This window comes from Bacillus sp. FDAARGOS_1420, assembly GCF_019344915.1.
Classification (GTDB): domain Bacteria; phylum Bacillota; class Bacilli; order Bacillales; family Bacillaceae_G; genus Bacillus_A; species Bacillus_A mycoides.
In genome coordinates this window covers 98212-117626 of sequence record NZ_JAHWJB010000003.1, presented here as the reverse complement: position 1 = coordinate 117626, position 19415 = coordinate 98212, and the positions used below count along the sequence as shown (strand labels likewise).

At 33.2% G+C, this 19415-nt stretch carries 19 protein-coding genes and 1 pseudogene; 5 read left to right on the top strand and 15 right to left on the bottom strand.

The window, feature by feature from the left end; all coding sequences use genetic code 11:
- Positions 1-15: 15 nt before the first annotated feature.
- The 5 genes from I6L50_RS29630 to I6L50_RS29610 form a co-directional block, all read right to left on the bottom strand.
- Complete coding sequence (locus I6L50_RS29630) at positions 16-447, bottom strand: hypothetical protein (RefSeq protein ID WP_219303835.1); 432 nt, start codon at positions 445-447, stop codon at positions 16-18.
- 749 nt (positions 448-1196) lie between these two features.
- Positions 1197-1580: a hypothetical protein gene (locus I6L50_RS29625; protein WP_016089855.1), complete on the bottom strand. Its 384-nt coding sequence runs from the start codon at positions 1578-1580 to the stop codon at positions 1197-1199.
- Positions 1581-1768: 188 nt separating this feature from the next.
- Positions 1769-2341 (bottom strand): histidine phosphatase family protein, encoded by a 573-nt coding sequence (locus tag I6L50_RS29620; protein ID WP_219303834.1) that lies wholly within the window; start codon positions 2339-2341, stop codon positions 1769-1771.
- Between the two features lie 218 nt (positions 2342-2559).
- Positions 2560-3714, bottom strand: coding sequence for a 1-deoxy-D-xylulose-5-phosphate reductoisomerase (locus I6L50_RS29615; protein ID WP_219303833.1), 1155 nt, complete (start codon positions 3712-3714; stop codon positions 2560-2562).
- A 92-nt stretch (positions 3715-3806) separates the two neighbouring features.
- On the bottom strand, positions 3807-5060 hold the full coding sequence (locus I6L50_RS29610; protein ID WP_219303832.1) for an MDR family MFS transporter: 1254 nt from the start codon (positions 5058-5060) through the stop codon (positions 3807-3809).
- Between the two features lie 102 nt (positions 5061-5162).
- Between I6L50_RS29610 and I6L50_RS29605 the strand changes: the two genes are divergently transcribed.
- Positions 5163-6809: an ABC transporter substrate-binding protein gene (locus I6L50_RS29605; protein WP_219303831.1), complete on the top strand. Its 1647-nt coding sequence runs from the start codon at positions 5163-5165 to the stop codon at positions 6807-6809.
- A 454-nt stretch (positions 6810-7263) separates the two neighbouring features.
- On the opposite strand, the gene I6L50_RS29600 is transcribed toward I6L50_RS29605, so the two are convergent.
- From I6L50_RS29600 to I6L50_RS29570, 7 genes are all read right to left on the bottom strand, one after another.
- Positions 7264-7542: a hypothetical protein gene (locus tag I6L50_RS29600; RefSeq protein ID WP_257475424.1), complete on the bottom strand. Its 279-nt coding sequence runs from the start codon at positions 7540-7542 to the stop codon at positions 7264-7266.
- Between the two features lie 296 nt (positions 7543-7838).
- Positions 7839-9521 (bottom strand): DUF2075 domain-containing protein, encoded by a 1683-nt coding sequence (locus tag I6L50_RS29595; protein WP_219303830.1) that lies wholly within the window; start codon positions 9519-9521, stop codon positions 7839-7841.
- A gap of 145 nt (positions 9522-9666) precedes the next feature.
- Positions 9667-9996, bottom strand: coding sequence for a nucleotide pyrophosphohydrolase (locus I6L50_RS29590; RefSeq protein ID WP_219303829.1), 330 nt, complete (start codon positions 9994-9996; stop codon positions 9667-9669).
- A gap of 68 nt (positions 9997-10064) precedes the next feature.
- The gene (locus I6L50_RS29585; RefSeq protein ID WP_219303828.1) at positions 10065-10427 is read right to left on the bottom strand and encodes a hypothetical protein; all 363 of its coding nucleotides are present in this window, start codon (positions 10425-10427) and stop codon (positions 10065-10067) included.
- Between the two features lie 57 nt (positions 10428-10484).
- Positions 10485-11408: an HNH endonuclease gene (locus I6L50_RS29580; RefSeq protein ID WP_078205662.1), complete on the bottom strand. Its 924-nt coding sequence runs from the start codon at positions 11406-11408 to the stop codon at positions 10485-10487.
- Between the two features lie 567 nt (positions 11409-11975).
- Entirely contained in the window at positions 11976-12722 is a 747-nt protein-coding gene (locus I6L50_RS29575; RefSeq protein ID WP_219303827.1) for a zeta toxin family protein, read from the bottom strand.
- A gap of 578 nt (positions 12723-13300) precedes the next feature.
- A complete protein-coding gene (locus I6L50_RS29570) occupies positions 13301-14671 on the bottom strand; it encodes a lytic polysaccharide monooxygenase (protein WP_219303826.1) in 1371 nt (456 codons plus the stop codon).
- A gap of 680 nt (positions 14672-15351) precedes the next feature.
- Between I6L50_RS29570 and I6L50_RS29565 the strand changes: the two genes are divergently transcribed.
- Positions 15352-15642, top strand: coding sequence for a DUF4183 domain-containing protein (locus I6L50_RS29565; protein WP_201053967.1), 291 nt, complete (start codon positions 15352-15354; stop codon positions 15640-15642).
- 53 nt (positions 15643-15695) lie between these two features.
- Here the strand turns inward: I6L50_RS29565 and I6L50_RS29560 are convergent, their stop codons facing one another.
- Positions 15696-16553 carry a DUF4183 domain-containing protein gene (locus I6L50_RS29560; protein WP_219304042.1) on the bottom strand — a complete coding sequence of 286 codons (858 nt, stop codon included), beginning with the start codon at positions 16551-16553 and terminating at the stop codon, positions 15696-15698.
- 180 nt (positions 16554-16733) lie between these two features.
- Positions 16734-17141, bottom strand: coding sequence for a hypothetical protein (locus I6L50_RS29555; RefSeq protein WP_374108435.1), 408 nt, complete (start codon positions 17139-17141; stop codon positions 16734-16736).
- Between the two features lie 85 nt (positions 17142-17226).
- On the opposite strand from I6L50_RS29555, the gene I6L50_RS29550 reads away from it, so the two are divergent.
- The 3 genes and pseudogenes from I6L50_RS29550 to I6L50_RS35720 all read left to right on the top strand — a co-directional run bounded on the left by I6L50_RS29550 (position 17227) and on the right by I6L50_RS35720 (position 18539).
- Entirely contained in the window at positions 17227-17442 is a 216-nt protein-coding gene (locus tag I6L50_RS29550; protein WP_078205660.1) for a spore germination protein, read from the top strand.
- A gap of 250 nt (positions 17443-17692) precedes the next feature.
- Positions 17693-17974, top strand: a complete 282-nt coding sequence (locus I6L50_RS29545; RefSeq protein ID WP_219303824.1) for a DUF4183 domain-containing protein — start codon at positions 17693-17695, stop codon at positions 17972-17974.
- Between the two features lie 375 nt (positions 17975-18349).
- Positions 18350-18539 (top strand): annotated as a pseudogene (locus I6L50_RS35720) (hypothetical protein).
- A gap of 386 nt (positions 18540-18925) precedes the next feature.
- On the opposite strand, the gene I6L50_RS29540 reads toward I6L50_RS35720, so the two are convergent.
- Positions 18926-19351, bottom strand: a complete 426-nt coding sequence (locus tag I6L50_RS29540) for a DUF4879 domain-containing protein (protein WP_219303823.1) — start codon at positions 19349-19351, stop codon at positions 18926-18928.
- Between the last annotated feature and the right edge of the window lie 64 nt (positions 19352-19415).

Below are 19415 nucleotides of genomic sequence, written 5' to 3'. Positions count from 1 at the left end.
ATTAGTCACTTATCTTTACCTAAAAAGATAAGTGACTGGTTTATTCCTTTTATGAAAGGAAACAATAATCATGTATTTGTTCCTATCCTTATTTTCAATCAGATTCGTCTTAATATATATGTCTACCGACTTCTTTTGTCCCCAATCATCTAGCTCATATTGTGGACAAAAGATATACAATTTTTCATGAGCAAAATTTGGATTTTTATTATCAACCGCATAACAAAAATCACTTACTCCTATATTAAGAAGAATCTCTTTCACTTTACTAGCGTTAATCTTATTTGCCTCTAAAAATTCACTATTCTCTTTCCTTTTTTCATTTCGAGAAACTGTAAATCGATTATTTTTAATTAACTTTTTAAACTCTAATATGTACTGCTCAATCTCCCCGATTGTAAAATTAGTGTGCTTTTTTGTCTCCCTATTTTGAAAGCTAATATGCATTAAAATTCTTTCCCCTTTCAAAGCGTACCTCATATTCATTAGAATTACAACAAAAAACGTATCAATTGATACGTTTTTTAAGGGAACCCACGTAAACTTCTATTTATCCTTCTAATAATGAGTACGTTTATGTCGTCTACGAAACATCTTTATAATTATTTTTACTGTGATTCGCAAATCAATTATGTATCTATTTTAAAATCACAGTTTCAAGTATCCATGTATACATTTAACGTTAAAAAACTACATATCCCTCCAATTTCCCTGATAAACAAATTAATTACTCATATGTATTCTCCCCCTATATAAACTTCTTATTTTAATCTATTGTTTTATACAGAAATATATATTTATACCTGTTTAAACCTAAACAAAAAAGGCCTCCTCAAGTCGATTAATTGTGCATAGCAAAATAAGCTAAATACACTAATCGGCTCAAAGAAGCCCTTTCAAAATTAAAGTAAGAAAAACACTTACTTCTACAACTCAACCACAACACTTAAGGTGTGGGAATAAACGGAATCAAATAAACTAACAATATACCTATATATTACAAAATACATAGGTTTATATCAAGATATTTTATAAATGTAACTTAAAGAAATAATTTAAGTAGGTTTTAAATGATAAATAACATATGGAAGGGAAGATTATACTCTTTTCATGAAATTAAACTCAGTTATCAGTCTAAATCATCTTTTAGATCTAACAATAACAAGCGTGCTTCTTTACCTTTCAGATAGTCTCTATTATTCTAATTCCTTCATTTCTTTCAGCGGTTCTATCTCCTTTTCTGAAGCATTTTCTATTTTATACAGTTCATAGCTACCCTTTATCTCATCTATCACTACAAATTCAACTTCATTTCGAACATAGCTTTTAGTTTTCCCCTTTTTATAACCATTAACATTATCTAATATAGTTTCTCCACTATCTTTTTTATATAAATTATAGCTAACAGGCGGACGGCCAATTACATACTTATTATCAGAAAATCCGACTATATCATCCCTCCCTAATCCTGTCGAAACACTCCAAACAAAAATAATCTGAAATATAGAATAAACAACAATACCGCATATGAAAAAAAATAGGATTGATTTAAAAAATAACTTTAAAGATATCCTGCCCAAAAACATTCCCTCCCATTTCACCTCGGGATAGCAAGAACAAAACGTGAATTTTGTACGCTAAGAAACCGAATTTTTTAGATTTTTGAAATCAATCCCCCCGTCAGTGCCATAAGAAAAAGAGTTACAGCAGTAACCCTATTGCTTATAATACACGTCATTTGGGGAAGCTACGGATGAATAAAGTCAATCTATGAAATTTCCCACAATCTTTTAACCTCCACCAATTCCTGTACATTGAATTCCATTCTATATATATCTGGTTTTGATGTCTGAAGTAAAAAATTCAAATCATACTTGCTGTCATAATACCCCATCATCAAAGTCATTACAGCTCCATGAGTGCCTACTACTACTTTCTGTCCTTGATAGGTGTTTAATAATTCTTTTAAGACTTTTATAGCACGTTTCTGACAGTCGGCATTAGACTCTCCTCCCTTTAAAGCAAAGTCGGGGTCTAAAAATGACTTTTTTATCAAAGGAAATAATTCTTTATCCGACATTCGTTCCTCTTCAGCAATAAAGATTCTCTCTTTTAAGTCTTCAAATACTAAAACTTCTTGCCCTATTTGCTTTGCTAACTGCTGAACAGTTAGAATTGAACGATTGTATGGACTTGAGATAACAACATCGATTCCCTCACCTTGTAATATATCTGTTATTTGTTGAACATCTAATTTTCCTTTTTCAGTTAATCCTCTTGTTCCTTCTTTTCCAAACTTTGGTGAATCTCCGTGTCTAACCATATATATGAAAGTTTTCATAATTACCTCCAGTTTTTTTAGGTTTCTTTATTCCTTATATAGCTTATATTAATTAAAAAGAACTTTCCCAATGACTATAACTAATAATCACTATAAACCCTTATGCATGCGATATCTTGAATACATTTCTTCACAATTCCATGAACGTAAATGTATTAAAACAAAAGACCGCGTAAAATGGAGAGCTAAAAAAGACGAGTTTTGTTCTAGCTCTTTTTTCATTTTCTAATTAATAATTCTTTTGCATATTCACGAGCCCAATGATCGGCGTCTAATACTGTTTCCAAATTTGGATTTGCAATGCTATGATGAGCTTCAAGAGTAGAATAAATTGTTTTTTCAATGTCAAAAAACGGAATTTTATTTTGTAAATATAGCGCATTTGCAATTTCATTTGCTGCATTTAAGACAGCAGGTGTTGTACCACCAATTTTTCCTGATTCATACGCATAATGTAAGCAAGGGAATTTTTTGAAATTTGGTTTTTCAAAGTGTAGGCTAGCTATCTCTAGTAGATTTAATTTTTTATAGTTTGATTGTAATCTAGTTGGATAATGAAATGCATATTGAATCGGCATTCTCATGTCAGGGGCACCGAGCTGTGCCATGATGGATCCGTCTATAAATTCAACTAAAGAATGAATAACACTTTCTTTATGAATTAAAACATCAATTTTCTCATACGGGATATCAAATAACCAACGTGCTTCCATAACTTCAAAGCCTTTGTTCATTAATGTAGCTGAATCAATGGTTAGTTTTGCTCCCATTAACCAGTTGGGATGCTTTAAGGCATCTTTAGCTTGTAAGATTTCCATTTCCTCACGCGTTTTATCCCGAAATGCACCGCCTGAAGCAGTAACAATAAGCCTCTCAATTTCTTGAGTATTTTCCCCATTTAAACATTGAAAAATAGCAGAGTGCTCACTGTCTACTGGAATTAAGCGGCAGCCGTTTCGTTTCGCTAAATCTGTCACAATATGCCCTGCCGCAACTAATGTTTCTTTGTTCGCAATTGCTATATCTTTTTTCGCTTTTAATGCTTCAATTGTTGGAAGGAGACCAGAAACACCGACAACTGAAGATAATACAAGATTAGAATCAGGGTAAGTTGCAACTTCAATTAATCCATCTATTCCATATGTGACTTTTGTGTCCGTAGAAATTTGCTTCCGAAGTGCATCTGCTAATTCTTTTGTGCTAACGCTTACAATTCGAGGGTGAAATGTATGTATTTGTTGTTCGAGAAGGTCAATATTGTGATTTGCCGTTAAACCAATAATTTTAAAATTTTCCGGATGAGAAGTGACTACATCTAATGCAGACGTACCAATTGATCCAGTTGAACCAAGAATCGAAATATATTTTACCATGATAATTCCTCCAAAGTTGAATAATCCCTCTTTACACACCTATACTACGCCTCTTTAGAAAGAATAGTGTATATTTCATTTTAAGCATCATATTATATTGAAATTTTATTCAAGCTTTCCTGCGATTGACTATTACTTCTAACATATAGGCCCTTATATAGGAAAAATGCACCTATTATTACAATCATACCAATATAAACAGACATCATCGTAGGAATTAAGAATGCACCGACGATAATAGTCATTCTTGCAATTAGGTCCGCCCCAATATCTGATAGACCCGCAAAGGCTGAATATGATCCTCTCTTGTCAGCCGGAATCATATTAGCTTGTTCTGCATTTCTGATTGGTGAGTAGACAAGTTCACCAACAGTAGCGATAAAGTTAAAAATAATCAGTACGTACCATGTGTTTGAAGATGTTACTGCCACATAGCCTATCCCATAGAGCACAAGACCTAAAAGTAACGCTTTTTTCCCAGTTAGATGATCTGTAATTTTATTTATAATAAACGTTAAACATACTACTAAAAGCATATTTTGTATGTTAAGAATACTTAGCATCCTCACTCCTACTATTTCAAAGTCCCCAATGCTTATTGGATTGAATGTTTCTGAAAGTCGTACACCAATATAACTGTTTAAAGAAAACTCTGCTGCAAATATACAGGTAGATCCTATTACAACTCTTAAAAATGCTCTATCTTGAATAGCAATTTTATAATTTTGAATTAGATCAAGTACTATATTTTCCTGCCTTTTTTCTAAGCACTCTTTAACTTCTGTAACTAGCCAAATTTTATAAGCAATCGGTACTGTAGCAGAAACACAAGTCAGTAGTATAAACAACTCTTGTTGATGATTAATGTATAAAAAACCACCTAATGCTGCACCAATTGCCATAGAAAGATTCATAAGCCAATAGTCAATTGTATAGACAGCCTTTCGATTTTCCGGTGTAGTTGAGTCTATGATGATAGCTTGCATGGATGGTCGCCCAAGACTGCTAGTTATTATAAAACCTACATAAGCGATTGCAAATAACCAAATCATCTTATCTTTCGGATATAAGCTTAAAGTCATGAATAAAAACATCAAAGTACTAGAAAAAGAAGTTAACAATAAGATTGCCTTTCGCTGAAATCGATCTGAAATGTAACCTCCAATTAAATTTGAAAAAAAACTTAAAATAACCGTTAAGATTAAAAATAACCCGGCCCATACTTTATTTATTTCTTGAGCAAAAAACAATGCCATAAAAGGCATTACTGCTGATGTAACAGCACGATTAAAAAATGATGTAATTAAGCGTACTTTTATATTTTGCTCAAATTCTTTCCAATTCATCGTATCTCCTCCCCTTGTCTAATGTTATATTAAACTAGACTTATCAAATTAAAAATGGACAACTTCAGAAAAACATGTCCACTTATAAAAGGAGATAGGAAAATGGATAAAACTTTACTGAATCTATGGCAATCATTTTCTTCAGGAAATATAAAAATACAAGACCTAGCAGATTTTTTAAATTTAAGTACAAAGCAAACAGTACGTTACTTACATAAATGGATGGATGAAGGCTGGCTGACTTTCATTTCTGGAAAAGGTAGAGGAAATCACTCCTCTCTCCAATGGTTGAAAAATATAGAACAAATCTATGAGTCACAAGTAATGGAAATTATGGACCAACAGCCCGTTGAAAAAAGTAGTAAATATTTACTATATAATTGGTCTCCAAACAGTAAACTACGCTTAATGACTAAGTTTCATTCAAAATTTGGCTATATACATAATTCAGATGATAAATTAATTATTCCTAGAAGAAGGCCCTTTTTAACAACACATCCGCTCGAGGCTGCCGATGTACATAGTGCACATATTGTCGCAAATGTTTTCAATCGACTTGTTTATATGGATGAAAAGGGGAACATATTCCCTGAAATAGCTCATAGTTGGGATTTAACTCAATCTATGCTTAGACTATATTTAAAAAAGTCTATAAAATTTCATGATGGATCCATCTTAACAGCCTCTGATGTGAAACTATGTCTCTCAAAATTACGCAGTCATACATACTATAAAGATTTATGGGCACCCATAGAAAAAATAGAAGTTGTATCACCATTAATTATTGATATACATTACCCAAAGGGGTGTAGTTATTGTTTACAAATGTTATGTATGATAAATACAAGTATTTATAAAGAAAATAACGGTCAAATTATAGGAACCGGTGGTTTTTATATAGGAGAGAATAATCTGGAGAAAACATCATTGATAGCATTTCATGATTATTTTCAAGAAAGACCATTGCTAGATACAGTAGAGTTCATTCAGGTCCCTCTAGAATTTGATACTATTTATCAATCCTCCAAACACCATAAATGTAATTCTACTTTTCAAGTAGAAAGGAATTCCGGTTTTGGCGTTATAATTATGAATGCTTGGCGCGATTCTTCCATTCAGCACATAGATGTTCGTAATTACTTACATTCTATTATCGCTAACAATATAAATCATATTCATGAATATGATTCTCAAAAAAACCCAAACGTTAAGAGCTGCTTGAAAGACATAGATCATCAAGTCAATATTCCAAAAAGAAAACGCCCCTACTTTAAAGAACCACTTATTATAAAAGCTACTCAGTATACAGAAGCGACTACAAAATGGTTAATGAATATCTTAGAAAAAGAAAATATACCTTTTCAAGTTAAATGGGTTCCATTTGAAAACTATCTTAGGGATGAAAAACTTAATGAACAAGTCGACCTTTTTATTCATGGTGAAGTATTCGAGATGAATCAAGAGATATCATTTTATTATTTTTTAACAGCTAGATATTCACCATTAGCTAAAGTGTTAAAAACAAGTAAATCACTAAGAAAACAACTATCTAAATATAAACACACACATTTTGAAGAGTGGGCTTTATTAAATAAGAATCTTGAAAAAGAACTGATAGAATCCTCTATCATGATTCCCTTATACTATGATACACGTCAAATTCCTTTTTCATCAGATTTAACGAATATTAAGATGAAATATTTTGGGTATGTGGATTTTTCTCAACTTTGGATAAGACCTTTAATTTAAAATAAAGTCTCTTTTCTTCGGAGGGATGGTAACGTTATTTTCTAATTCCTATCCTATTTGCACAGAGATAATAAATTCGTTAACTTTTTATCTTGAATAGTAAAAGCCTTACTACAATTTGTGTGTAGTAAGGCCTTTTAAAGTTTCTTGAAAAATGCAAGTCGTTCTCTTAATAGTTATTTAGACCATTTTCCTTTAACCGCCACTGTTTCAATAATTTTTGTTTGGTTTGAATTTAAAACATCAGTAATTTTTCTATTTGTTCCTTTATGCGTGTATCCGGATACATACCATTGACAGACTTGTACTAGGGTATATATATCCATTGATGGTGCAAGAATCACACCTTTTTCTACCTGTTCAGGTGCAAAAAATCATAATTTTCCAACCCTTCAACTTTAACAGTTTTTACTTTTAGTTGAAAGTATTCAGATTTTCAGTTTGATTTTTACTATTACAATTTGGTACATTGTTCTTCAGCTAAGTCCCTAAGAAATTTTGCTCTTTTAAGACCTTTGTATTCGTCTAAAGTTATATCTCTAACAATTGACCACGAACCAAGCCACATTGTTTCTCTGATATAACCATTCGGGATTTTAATTTGGGAAGTATCGCAAGCATTTCTTCCACACATAACAAATAAAGCTTTATTATAATCATCTTTATAATCTCTATTGAATTTATGATCTTTCATATATTGTTCAAATCCGCAATTACTACATTTAATTTGCACCTTTCTCAGCCCCTTGTCTTTTGTTGTTCCACGTATCGTTCAATAGGTATGATTAATAACTTTGGAGGTGTTTGTCAGAAGAAAAGGATTTATATGGTTCGGCATAAGATCCAAGCTCACTAGGCCTACCTTACCAACTATCCCTTCATTTATAAAGATTTCGTTTATAATTTACATTTGCAGTAATAAAATTTAAGCAAAAAGGGATGCCCTAGGACGTCCCCTTATTTTTGTTCATCTTATACATAACTTATCTAAATTTCCAGCTCTTTTTTACTATCAAAGCTCTTTTTTATTTATTGACTTACTTTTACTATTTCCTTTAGATATCTCTGCATATTTTGATTTACTGCATAGACGTAACATCCATTTATCCCGCGAGATAATAATACGTAATAAATACGTTTAATATAGGATGTTAACTCTTCATTATTTAAATCCGTTCCCTTAATCGGAAGTCCGTTTCGATCCTTATACTCTTTTGGGTTGACGATGATCTTTGCTTTATTCAAATCATAGTCTCCATTTTCTTCACCTGTATAATTACAATCAATTTCAGCTCCTAAGATCGCACCAATATAATTTAAATCAGCACCTTGGGTAGTATGAATACATCCTATTTCCTCTACACTATTCTTAAAATTAATCCAGTCCTTTACCTTTGAGTTCCATACAAATGTATTACCTGTAACAGGATCTTTGATATCATATAGAGTCTTATCCTTTTGTGTAGCCCATTTCCAAGAATATCCTGCGACTACGCGACATAATTCATGTTCTTTATTTAAAGATTTCATAGAATCATTTAACTCTGTAATAGAATCCATTACTTTAAAGTCATAACCCTGCAATAAGCCTTCCTCATAAACACCAACATTATTTGCTATTTGTAGATATTTACGCAGCCATGCTAGATATTGGTCTCCAGATTTCAAACGAAATTGTTTATGTAAGGGATGCCTCTTATAATTCACTGTCAACCGTTGAAATACATCTGTATCTATATCTGCAGGTCGAATTGTTTGGTATGGATCATAAACCACAGTTAAGTGATATGCATATGTTTCTATTAACTCCAACTCAGTTGTATAACCGTTATCAGTGACTAAATGTTTTAAATCACGTGCTTGTTTACCAAAATATTGTTTCAGACGATGCGCTTCGTCCACAAAAACATATTTATATTTTGTACCCCTACTTTTTGCCTGCTTAATAAATTGTGAAGGTGACAGTACTGTAATACTTTGTAGACCTAGCTTGTTCATTAAACTCTTATATAAATTTAATGAGTGAGTTTGCGGAACTACAAGTGCTATATCTTCATAATTCAAGCCCTCTCGTGCTTTACCAGTTTTATTGTCGTAAGCAAGCGCATATAAGATATTTGTTAATACAATTGTTTTACCGGTACCCGGGTCCCCTGTAATCAAATGTCGACTATTTGATGTAGTAAGCATCGTATTAAAAATGTCTTTACAAACCTCAATTTGATTAGCTGATAGCTCTTTAAATGGTGAATATTTATAAATAAATTTATTATGTATCTCACCTAGATTCTCACTAGCTACCCCTTCTTCAATTAACTGATTCCAAATTTCTTTAAACATAATCTGAACATTTTCAATCCCGTTATAAGAATGAATCTTTTGGCCCCTAACTTTATTCAGTAAGTTAAATTTATTATCTGCAGATAAATATTCAATTAACAATGTTTCAATATGCTTAATCGAACTTTCATTAAATAATTCACTTTTTATTACAATAACTTCATTGAATGTTTTACCTTCATCACTTAAATGTGCAACGAAACGCTCATATATATCTGTGGACTTACCTACATATAAATTCTTCTTATCTCGTTGAATATAGACTACTGGTACACTATCAATTTCAAAGTCTCTCGTACAGCCTTGCTCAAACGCCTTTCGCTTCTTCTTAATTATTTCAAATGAAGATAATTTTGCTGCAAATGATATCATTTAAATAACTCCCCACTTTTTAAATTGAATAATATTTGAGTGTGTGGATTGTATACTCGCTGAATACAATCCACACATACAAATCACAATCCCAACCATCCTCTTTCACAAAAACATTTCAAAAAACTGTAAAGCGATTATCGCTTTACAGTTCGTCATATTTTTTATTACTTCCAAATGCTTTTTCGACAGGATATTTCTCTGCATTCTTTAATAACTTAGCATGTACTGCCTCTTCTAAATCAATATTCAATTTATCACTTAACATAAGCAAATAAATCATTACATCACCTATTTCTTCTTTCATTTCCTGCATTTTAGTTTCTGTTGCTTCTTCACTAGACTTCCATTGAAAAGTCTCAAGTAATTCTGCTGCCTCTAAATTTAATGAAATTGCCAGATCCTTTGCATTATGAAACTGACCCCAATTTCTCTCATCTCGAAATTTTATTACTGCCTTTTGTAAATCTTGCATCACTATTAATCCCCTCTCTTATTCATACTATCTTTTCAAAATAAAACGCATTATATATAGAATCTCAACTAATTCACCTTAATCCAGATATCATCGTCCTCATATTTAACATTTAATTTTAATCGGATTCCCTTCATATATGCATCTAATTGCTTTGATAGGTTTTCATCACCGATTTGATCATATCTATCTACCTCTAAATATAACTTAAAGATACTTCCCTTCGTTAATTCAAACTCCCATTTTAGAAAGTTATGTAACATACTTTCCTTACTCATGTATTCATTTGCTTCCATAAATTCTAATAGTTCATATAAATTATAATATACTAAGCTACTTGGCCTGAGATCTTGACATTTTGGACAATATTCTCTATATCTATCTTGCAATTGCATAATCATTTCTGTACCACATTGATTACAGTTATACATGTAGCAATCTCCTTCAATTCTCTTATGTTCTTCATACTCTTGAAATTATAAATTATACTATTTTGTTTTAAAAATGTTCCTCTTATGCCACTTAAAGTATAATTTATTTTCTGGGCGAATTTCTATCTTAGCTTTGGGTGTTAATCCAAATATCAAATAATCTGTTTCTACTATCAATGGAGAAATATGCAATCGCCCCTGGCCATCAAATGTAATAAACCCTTTATCATACAGGGCATCATGATTACAGCAAAGGAGCACACCATTATAAGAATTTAAACGCTCCATACTTGTGCTATCTTTCCATGGCTTTGAATGACTCGCTCTTAATAATTCTGGTAAATTTATTCCGCATAATGCACATTTCCCGTTCCACAGCTCCATTAATGCTTTCCTGAATTTTTGCTGTCCAATTCGGATTGTAGCTTTTACCTTTGATTCCGTTTCAGATATAACAGGAATTAATGTGTTATTTTCAGTCCTTCTTACCTCATCAACTGATAATTCTAATTGCTCATTTTTCTTCTTATAGATGTTTGAATCACTAATTAATTCAATTAATTTAAGAGCTAATTCTTCATTACATGGGTATAAATAACCTTGATTTCCATTTGCATCTGATTGAAAAGGCGAGTATTTAATTGGTAAAAGCTGCGATATCTCTTCAAAATTCTCACGTATATTAATTGTTTTTTCTAACTCATGATATTTTAAAGGCACCAGATAGCCTTCATCATTCCATTGATCATGACTTTTCATAATCGATGGTTTATTCGATTCCTTACAATCTTCTTCAGCAATACTAACCGCTACAATATTCCCTTTTACATAATGAAAGATTCGATCTCCTTTTTTTACATCCATCATTCTTTTCCATGAATGTGGTACATTACCACCTCTATCTTTTTTTGGTGACCAAATAATTCCTAATTCCTTTTCTTCTTGATAAGTATGTCCCTGCATAACAATAAAATGGTTCATATATTCTCTCCTAAAGCGTATATTTACTACACTGATTTCTATTTAATTTAATACTAAAAAACTCTCCTACGATTAGCAAATAACCTATTTAAGTTTTTACTAATAATTAATTATACATTTTTTATTTCATACGATTTTTTTCTCATAAATTAAATCCCACACACAATGGTGTTAACATGTGAAAATAATATAGTAGTTTTACATATAAAGTACATATCACACAAATATCTACAAAAGCAGCACATGCGCTATTATTGATTTTTGTGATAAATGGAGGGTTTTAACTAAATACTCATTTATGCAAACAAAAGAGTTGACCTAAAAGGTCAACTCCTCTGCTTCAAATTCTTTATTTCTCTTCTTCCTTTTTTTCCATTTCCCGTTCATTTTTAGCGATTAAATCATGAAAATGCTCTTCTTTGTTTTCTTCTATATACTTCATAAGTTCTTTAAATTCCATTCATATCGCCTCCTATACTTATTATATCAATAATATTATAAGTTGTCAGGAGATTATAGAAATTAAATCTATTTATCATTTTATAAAATTTATTAAATGTATATCCCCTAAAAAACAAGAGCTGATTTTTCGTTAAATTGATTATTTCGAGGTTCATCAACAATACTTTCTTTTGCTTGTTTTGATTCTTTAAAAGCAAAAATTTCTGGTTGCTGACCCGTATTATCATATAAGCTATAACAATCTATCAAATCTTTAATTTTACAAAATGTAGTTGCTACTTTCATATGGCTTTCTTCAATAATATGTTCCGGAACCAATCTTCCTGTTAGTTTAAAACGCATGATTGATCGTTCTAAAGCAACCTTTATTGGAACATCTACAATGATTGCATTAATACTGAATTCAGCTTGTCTTAATTGTTGAATCAATTTTTTATATTTCTCTACATTTTTCATTGTACCATCATACATAAAGCTTATTTTTCTCTTCATACAGATTTTTAAAAGTTCCATGGTAATATCACTGCTTTCATCATGAACCAAAAAGGCTGCTTGTTTTATTAGTTCTGTGTCCCCTGATTCCATTAATTGTTGATATTCTGGTATTTTTTCTTTGATCTTATCAGAATCTATCCAAATCATATGTTTCTTCTTACGTTTATACCCCTTACTTACTAACTCTCCAATTGAGCTTTTTCCAGCAGCAGAACCACCACCAAGTAATATGGCTTCAGGTTCTTTTTCTTGCTGTGAATGTTTATTTAAAAATAATTCAATAATCTCATTATGTAGATCCTTACGTTCTATTACATACTCCCCATTGTTTACGTATCTTTCTCGGGTTGTTCTCAATTCGTCTTCTCCTCTTCTATAAATGAATTATTAGGTTCCCTTCAAAAGTTAGAGTACTTACTCTAACCCTGTACTTATAACTTTGATTTCTCGTCTCTACTTGAGATCATTCTTACTATGATTCCATATAGCTCTTTTAGTTAGATGCTATATTTTTCAATTCATCATTACACATTCCTTCTAAACAACCATATTTCTCTCTAACTTAATACCTACTCTATATATCCACTTAAACAAACAAAAAAGGACTCCTTTAAGTCGATTAATTGTGCATAGCAAAATAAGCTATATACACTAATCGGCTCAAAGAAGCCCTTTCAAAATTGAAACAAGAACACAACTTGCTTCTACAACTCAACCACAACACATAAGGTGTGGGAATAAACGGAATCAATTAAACTAACAATATACCTATATATTACATAATTTAGTTATTATTATCAAGATGATCTATTAATAATCGCCCCTCTTTTTAAGAGGATGCGCTTAATTATAATATAAAGCTTGATTTTTTCTCCTCTTAATTATTCATTTCAAATATACTTGATTACATGAAAAATGAGCTACTAATTAAATTACTATTTTATTTCATTCCATAAAGATAAAGCAAAGATCCAATTCGGATCCCCATTCCCTTGATAGCTTTGGGCCGCCTCGTATTCCTTACCCTCGTGAACTACTCTATCTCCTTTTTTATATGCTTTATACGAATCCCATTTCTCATAAGCGTTTTCTTGTTCCTTCGTAGTAACTGTTAAGATATCACTTTTCATTGATTCATTGCCAGCCGTATCAACTGCAGAAACTGCATACTTGTATGTTGTATTTGCTTGCAAATTCTTGTCCATAAATGATGTGGTATTAACAGTACCTATTTCCTTCGTAACCCCCGCAATTTCTCTGTATACAATATAATGATCCACATCTATGTTATCTTCAGACGGACTCCACATTAAGTCAACAGTATTGGCAGTGATTCCCATACTGTGTAACCCTTTAGGTTGAGTTGGCGCTTCTGTATCTGGTTTTTCCACTGTTGTTTTAATAACTAATGCTTCACTTTCCTTAGATATATTCCCTACAGCATCTACTGCTTTTACTGTATACGTGTAATCTGTGTTTGGGCTTAATTTTTTATCAACTACACTAGTACCCGCTACAGTATTAATTACTTCTCCATTACGTAACACTTGATACTCTTTCACCCCTACATTATCTGTTGCAGGCTTCCAATTAAGTTCTACGCTATTTGAAGTGGCTTTTACTACTTGTAGTCCAGATGGCTGAGTTGGTGCTTCTGTATCTGGTTTTTCATTATTAACTAGATTCACATCAATCACATTATAAAAAGCATTTACGGTATCAGCTACATCCCAAACCGCTAAAATGACATGATATCCACTACGATCAGTTGGTACATTAATTTTATGTGATAAATTATTAGATGCTGCAGAACCATCGTGTTTTACAGTTCCTATTGTTTCAAAATCCGCTCTTGTTAGAGGTTTATTTGGATCCCATCCTTTTTTTGTGATGTAATAGTGCCATTGACTTGTTAAATGAGGAGCAGTGTATTTCCAAGTGAATGTATTCTCTCCACCCTTAATCGTATTCTTAAACCATCGATCAGCTGTTTGTTGATCAAGAATCCCACCAAACAGGCCTCCTGCTGAAGCAATTTTCCCATCAACCGGTCCACCTTGTGGGAATCCTTTAGGCGCTTCTAAGCTTTGCGGCTCATACATCACATTGCCACAATTTAAATTCAAAGCTCCATAATTCTGGCTACATAAAGCAGCACGGCTACCTGGCTTTTCAACGAACCCATGTGCATAGGCATTTTGAGGAATTAAAGTTGTACTCATAATTCCTACTGCTACTACAGCAGCACTTAATCCTTTTTTATTTGTAGTCATTTTTCTCAACTGCTTTAGAATTTTTTTATTCATTTTAATAGTCCCCTCCTATTAATTTTCTTACTATATTAAGAGCATTGAAGTAAAAGAATAATAAAGCATAGATTACAGAATTTACGATACGGGAAAGCCCACGCAGGACTTTAGTCCGTCTTTAGACGTGGGATGAAAGCATCGTTTTTGCATAGAAAAACATGGTATACTTTATTCATAGTCATGCAAAAGACTCTAAAACGACTGTTCTCTGAAAATAGAATACATATGAGGTTGGGGTAGCCAATTCTTCTACTCCGTAAAATGTATTAAGTCGTCATGCAAAAGACGTAAAAACATTTGAGAACGAACAATCTGTACGGTATGGTCACAGTACCGTAGCCCACGAACCTATATGGTCTGTTGTGAGAGTGGTGATGGCACACCGCAATCTTGCACGTCAGCGATACCAGAAATGGACTTCGCCTTTGGTAGCAAGAATCCCACTGACGTTAGTCAGCTGGCCCCTTTAGGGGTGGGAGTGTCAAAGGAGTTCTTTATTGTTTACTTGTCTATTAAAATAGCGTTTTCATTCAACACCAATGTATCTAATTTAATAATTGCACTTAAACCCTAATGCATAAGCCGTTTCTAGTATTTAAGTACGTCATAGAATACAATATAGGACAAGTTTTCTCATAATCTAGTCCTAATAAAATCGAAAAAGAGGTGAATACCAAATGGCTATCGTACCTCCATTTATAGCTTCTAGAAGATTTACATCCTCACTAGGTGCAGGAACAGGGACAGGTGCTGCGTTTGCGATTGCTGCTACAGCTTGTCTAAATGATGCTGGTGTGGCTGCTACAGCATTCCCTACTTTTACGTATTATAATCTCTATGTAAACGGCGTATTGCAGCCAGGTTCGAATTCTAGTGTTACTACTGGTCCAACTGGTGCTATCACAATCCCAGGTGGAGACACATTAGATCCAGGAATTCCAATCACTGTTGAGTTTATCGTAACTTAATCAACATCTTTTGTTTTTGGACAGATTTCTTAATAAAGAAATCTGTCCTTTTTTTAACTAATAGTAATGAATTGCAGAATAATTGAAGCTCCCTGCACTGGAGCTTCAGGCGCTAACACAGTTAACTGCCCAGTTACAACCTGGTACGAAGATAGTGGCTGAAGAATTCCGTTTATAAATAAATTAATATAGGAAACATCACTTGGTGACAATATCTGTGTTGTCCCATATTGAGGTAAACCATCAGCATTTGTATAGACAAGTTTTTGTCCGTCTGAAAAAGTAAAATACAATACATTTGCCGTTTGTATTACTCCGGTTGGACCTGTTATTCCAGGTGGACCCGTTACTCCGGTTGGGCCCGTTATTCCAGGTGGGCCCGTTACTCCGGTTGGACCTATTACTCCGGTTGGACCCGTTATTCCAGGTGGACCCGTTACTCCGGTTGGACCCGTTATTCCGGTTGGGCCTGTTATTCCGGTTGGACCCGTTATTCCAGGTGGGCCCGTTATTCCAGGTGGACCCGTTATTCCGGTTGGGCCTGTTATTCCAGGTGGGCCCGTTACTCCGGTTGGACCTGTTACTCCGGTTGGACCCGTTATTCCGGTTAGGCCTGTTATTCCAGGTAGACCCGTTACTCCGGTTGGACCCGTTATTCCAGGTGGGCCCGTTATTCCGGTTGGACCCGTTACTCCGGCTGGACCCGTTATTCCAGGTGGACCTGTTACTCCAGTTGGACCCGTTGGACCCGTTACTCCCGTTGGACCCGTTACTCCCGTTGGACCCGTTGGACCCGTTACTCCCGTTGGACCCGTTACTCCCGTTGGACCCGTTGGAAAAGTAATGGATGGGATTGGCGGGAGAGTCGGTCCTATAGTTGCAGGATCTATAAACCTTTGAGTATCAGACATTCTTCTAAATCGGTCCACATCAACACCTCCTTCTCTCTAATATTTATTAGATGATAAATTGTATAAAATGTTAAAAATCAATTTACAAACAATGTTTTCATCTTTCTAGTTTTTAAATTTCACTCTTCCTTCTATTGGTGTTTTCATGGAAAAAACCTAGTATTTCTATTTTTTATTCTTTTATCTATAGTTTTTAAAGACAAAATATCGTGTATCATCCGACCAACCTATTTCTTTCTCCATGTGAATTTCCTCTAACGTTTTATAGACAGGGAATCCAATACATTCCCACTCAACCTTTTCAGTCGGATCCATTTCCTCAATAACAACATCATGAATATCTCCAAAACCTATAACATCCATTAAGTAATAGCCAACTGCTTCAAATCGACTCTTCGGCCTAATAACTTTTATATTTTCACCTAAACCAAACATCATTTTATAGAATTTCATTTGGACCTTATTTGTTTTTTTAACACATTCTGCAATCCAATCGTAATAACTCTCTTCAATGAGAAGCACCTTTCCTACACCTTCAAGATTCTTCTTCTCCCAAAGAGATTTATTAGGTTTTCTAACATCCCTCATTTTAAAATTTTCAGATTCACATGAACATCTAGACTCATAGACCATATTCTAATTTAAACGCTTCCTAAGAAAGCAGGTGAAACTGATGCCATCTATTGTTGGAAACATGGTTGTACAAAATAGTAACGGTTCTTTCAACTTAGGTGATTTTTATAACGTCTCTCCAAAGGAAAATACAAAAGCTTATAATGGCTCAGGCTCATCCAATGTTGCTTTTGTTGCTAATACCTTTAGCGGTGTTAGTGCAACGAACACATTTGATGCTGATGTTGCAGACCAAAACCAAGTTGGAACAGCATAAATTTATTCATTTCCCTCTACCTCTCTGAATAAAACACAATATTCCGTCCATACTATAGATAACCCATCTTTAATGTGCTGTAACCAGTTAGATTTTCCTTAAGACTGGGCAGTTAGCTTTTGCTAGCTGCTCTTTTTCGTATATGCAACTTACATTCCGAAAACTCATATATTGATTTCGAATGGAACTCACAAGTCATCTTTTTACAGTAAATCTTGGCCAAGTAGGTTCTGAAAAGAGGTGAATATAATTGGCTATCTTTAAACCGTTTATCGCTGGAAGACGATTTGTAAGTACAGCAGCAACAGTTCCTGTTGCTGGAGCCGATTTAACTTTTGCAAACACTGACTTCACTGATGATGCTGGAGCTGTAACAACATTCCCTGCTTCTTATACATTTTTAACGCTATATATTAACGGCGGAATCCAAACAGGTGATACTATTACTGGAGTTACTACTACTGCTACTATTGTAGGAGGAGCTGTCCTAGATGGAGGTACTCCTATTACAATTGAATTTACTATAACGTAACTTCAGGTGTCCTTTTTATAGAGGCTTTATTACAGGAAGCCTCTATTCTTAAATAAAAACTGACATCCATGTTTGTAGCAACTACATACTGTAGAGCATAAACTAGTATAGAATGATAGGAATTTATACTCACTTTCGAAAAGAGCACTTATCTATAGTGCTCTTTTTTAGCGTTTACTTATCAAATAGCGTTTTTGTTCAACTATCGTCTTCACTTCTTCACGTTCTACAATTCGATATGTAATATTACATATTCTGTATGTTCAATTTATAAACATGTAATAATTAGTTTATAAAATATTTAAAATTAATATTGAAAGGAGAATACTAAAATGTCTTTCTTTGCTTGGTCTCCTCTTATTTTCTTAATAGTTATTGCAATCATCATTTCTATTAAAAAGGCTAAGAAACAATAGCTTTAGATAGTTACGATAATTTATTATTAGGAGGTGTAATTATGTCATTTGCAGCATGGAGTGCAATTTTTATGACTTTAATCGGAGCAATGTCCGGGGCAATATTTGGTACAATTTCCTCTAGAAATAAAAGTAAAAATACCAACTAAAAAACCTAATAATAAAAAGGTTTTCCTTTACTACTCTACGCTAAGGGATAGTATCAGCTATCCTGTCACCACCCCCTATTTATCAGTTCAATATGTTGAATCTGGGAGTAAAAGTAAGACTATGACCTATTTTTACACGTATCTCGGCTGTATCCCCAATACATATTATTAAAATTAAAGTTGTTCAAATCGGCGGAAGACACCTTAGGGTTTCTTTTCTTTACATACAAACCAATATGTAAAAGTGCATCATAACTTGTTACTAGCTCATGATACAATAAAGAAACAACTTTTATTTTTCAAGTCAGATTGAAAACCTAACTGGTTACCTACCCAAAATAATCCCCACACAATGCGTGGGGATTATTTTACTATGGATTAAGTGATTATTTAATGTATATAGAAGTTCGTAACGTATTTCTAGGATGGTTTATTGAAGTTTTTTGATACTCGAAAGTTCCCTCTTTAAACTTTGATACATCCCATTTATACTCCCAGCCAACTATAGGATTACCACCAATTATTTGTGAACCAACACTTTTCACATCAAATCCGTCCATTTTTGCAAAAGGAAATTGACCATAACCAATTTTTCGTGTATAAACATATAAATAACTTCCACCATGATCTCTAGTTGTACTAAAACTATTAGGATTAATAGTTTCTACCCCACCTAATTGCGATTCCACTTTAACCACATTTAAAGAAGTTAACGGTGCTGCTGGTCCTGCTGATGCCTCAGGTGCCATTCCTAAACCTACTACTGCTGCCATTGTTAACGATGATATCCCTAATGCAACTTTTTTTAACATATAAACATCCCCTTCTTTATTATATAAGTACAAATTTGATACTAACAGAAATTTATAAGAATAT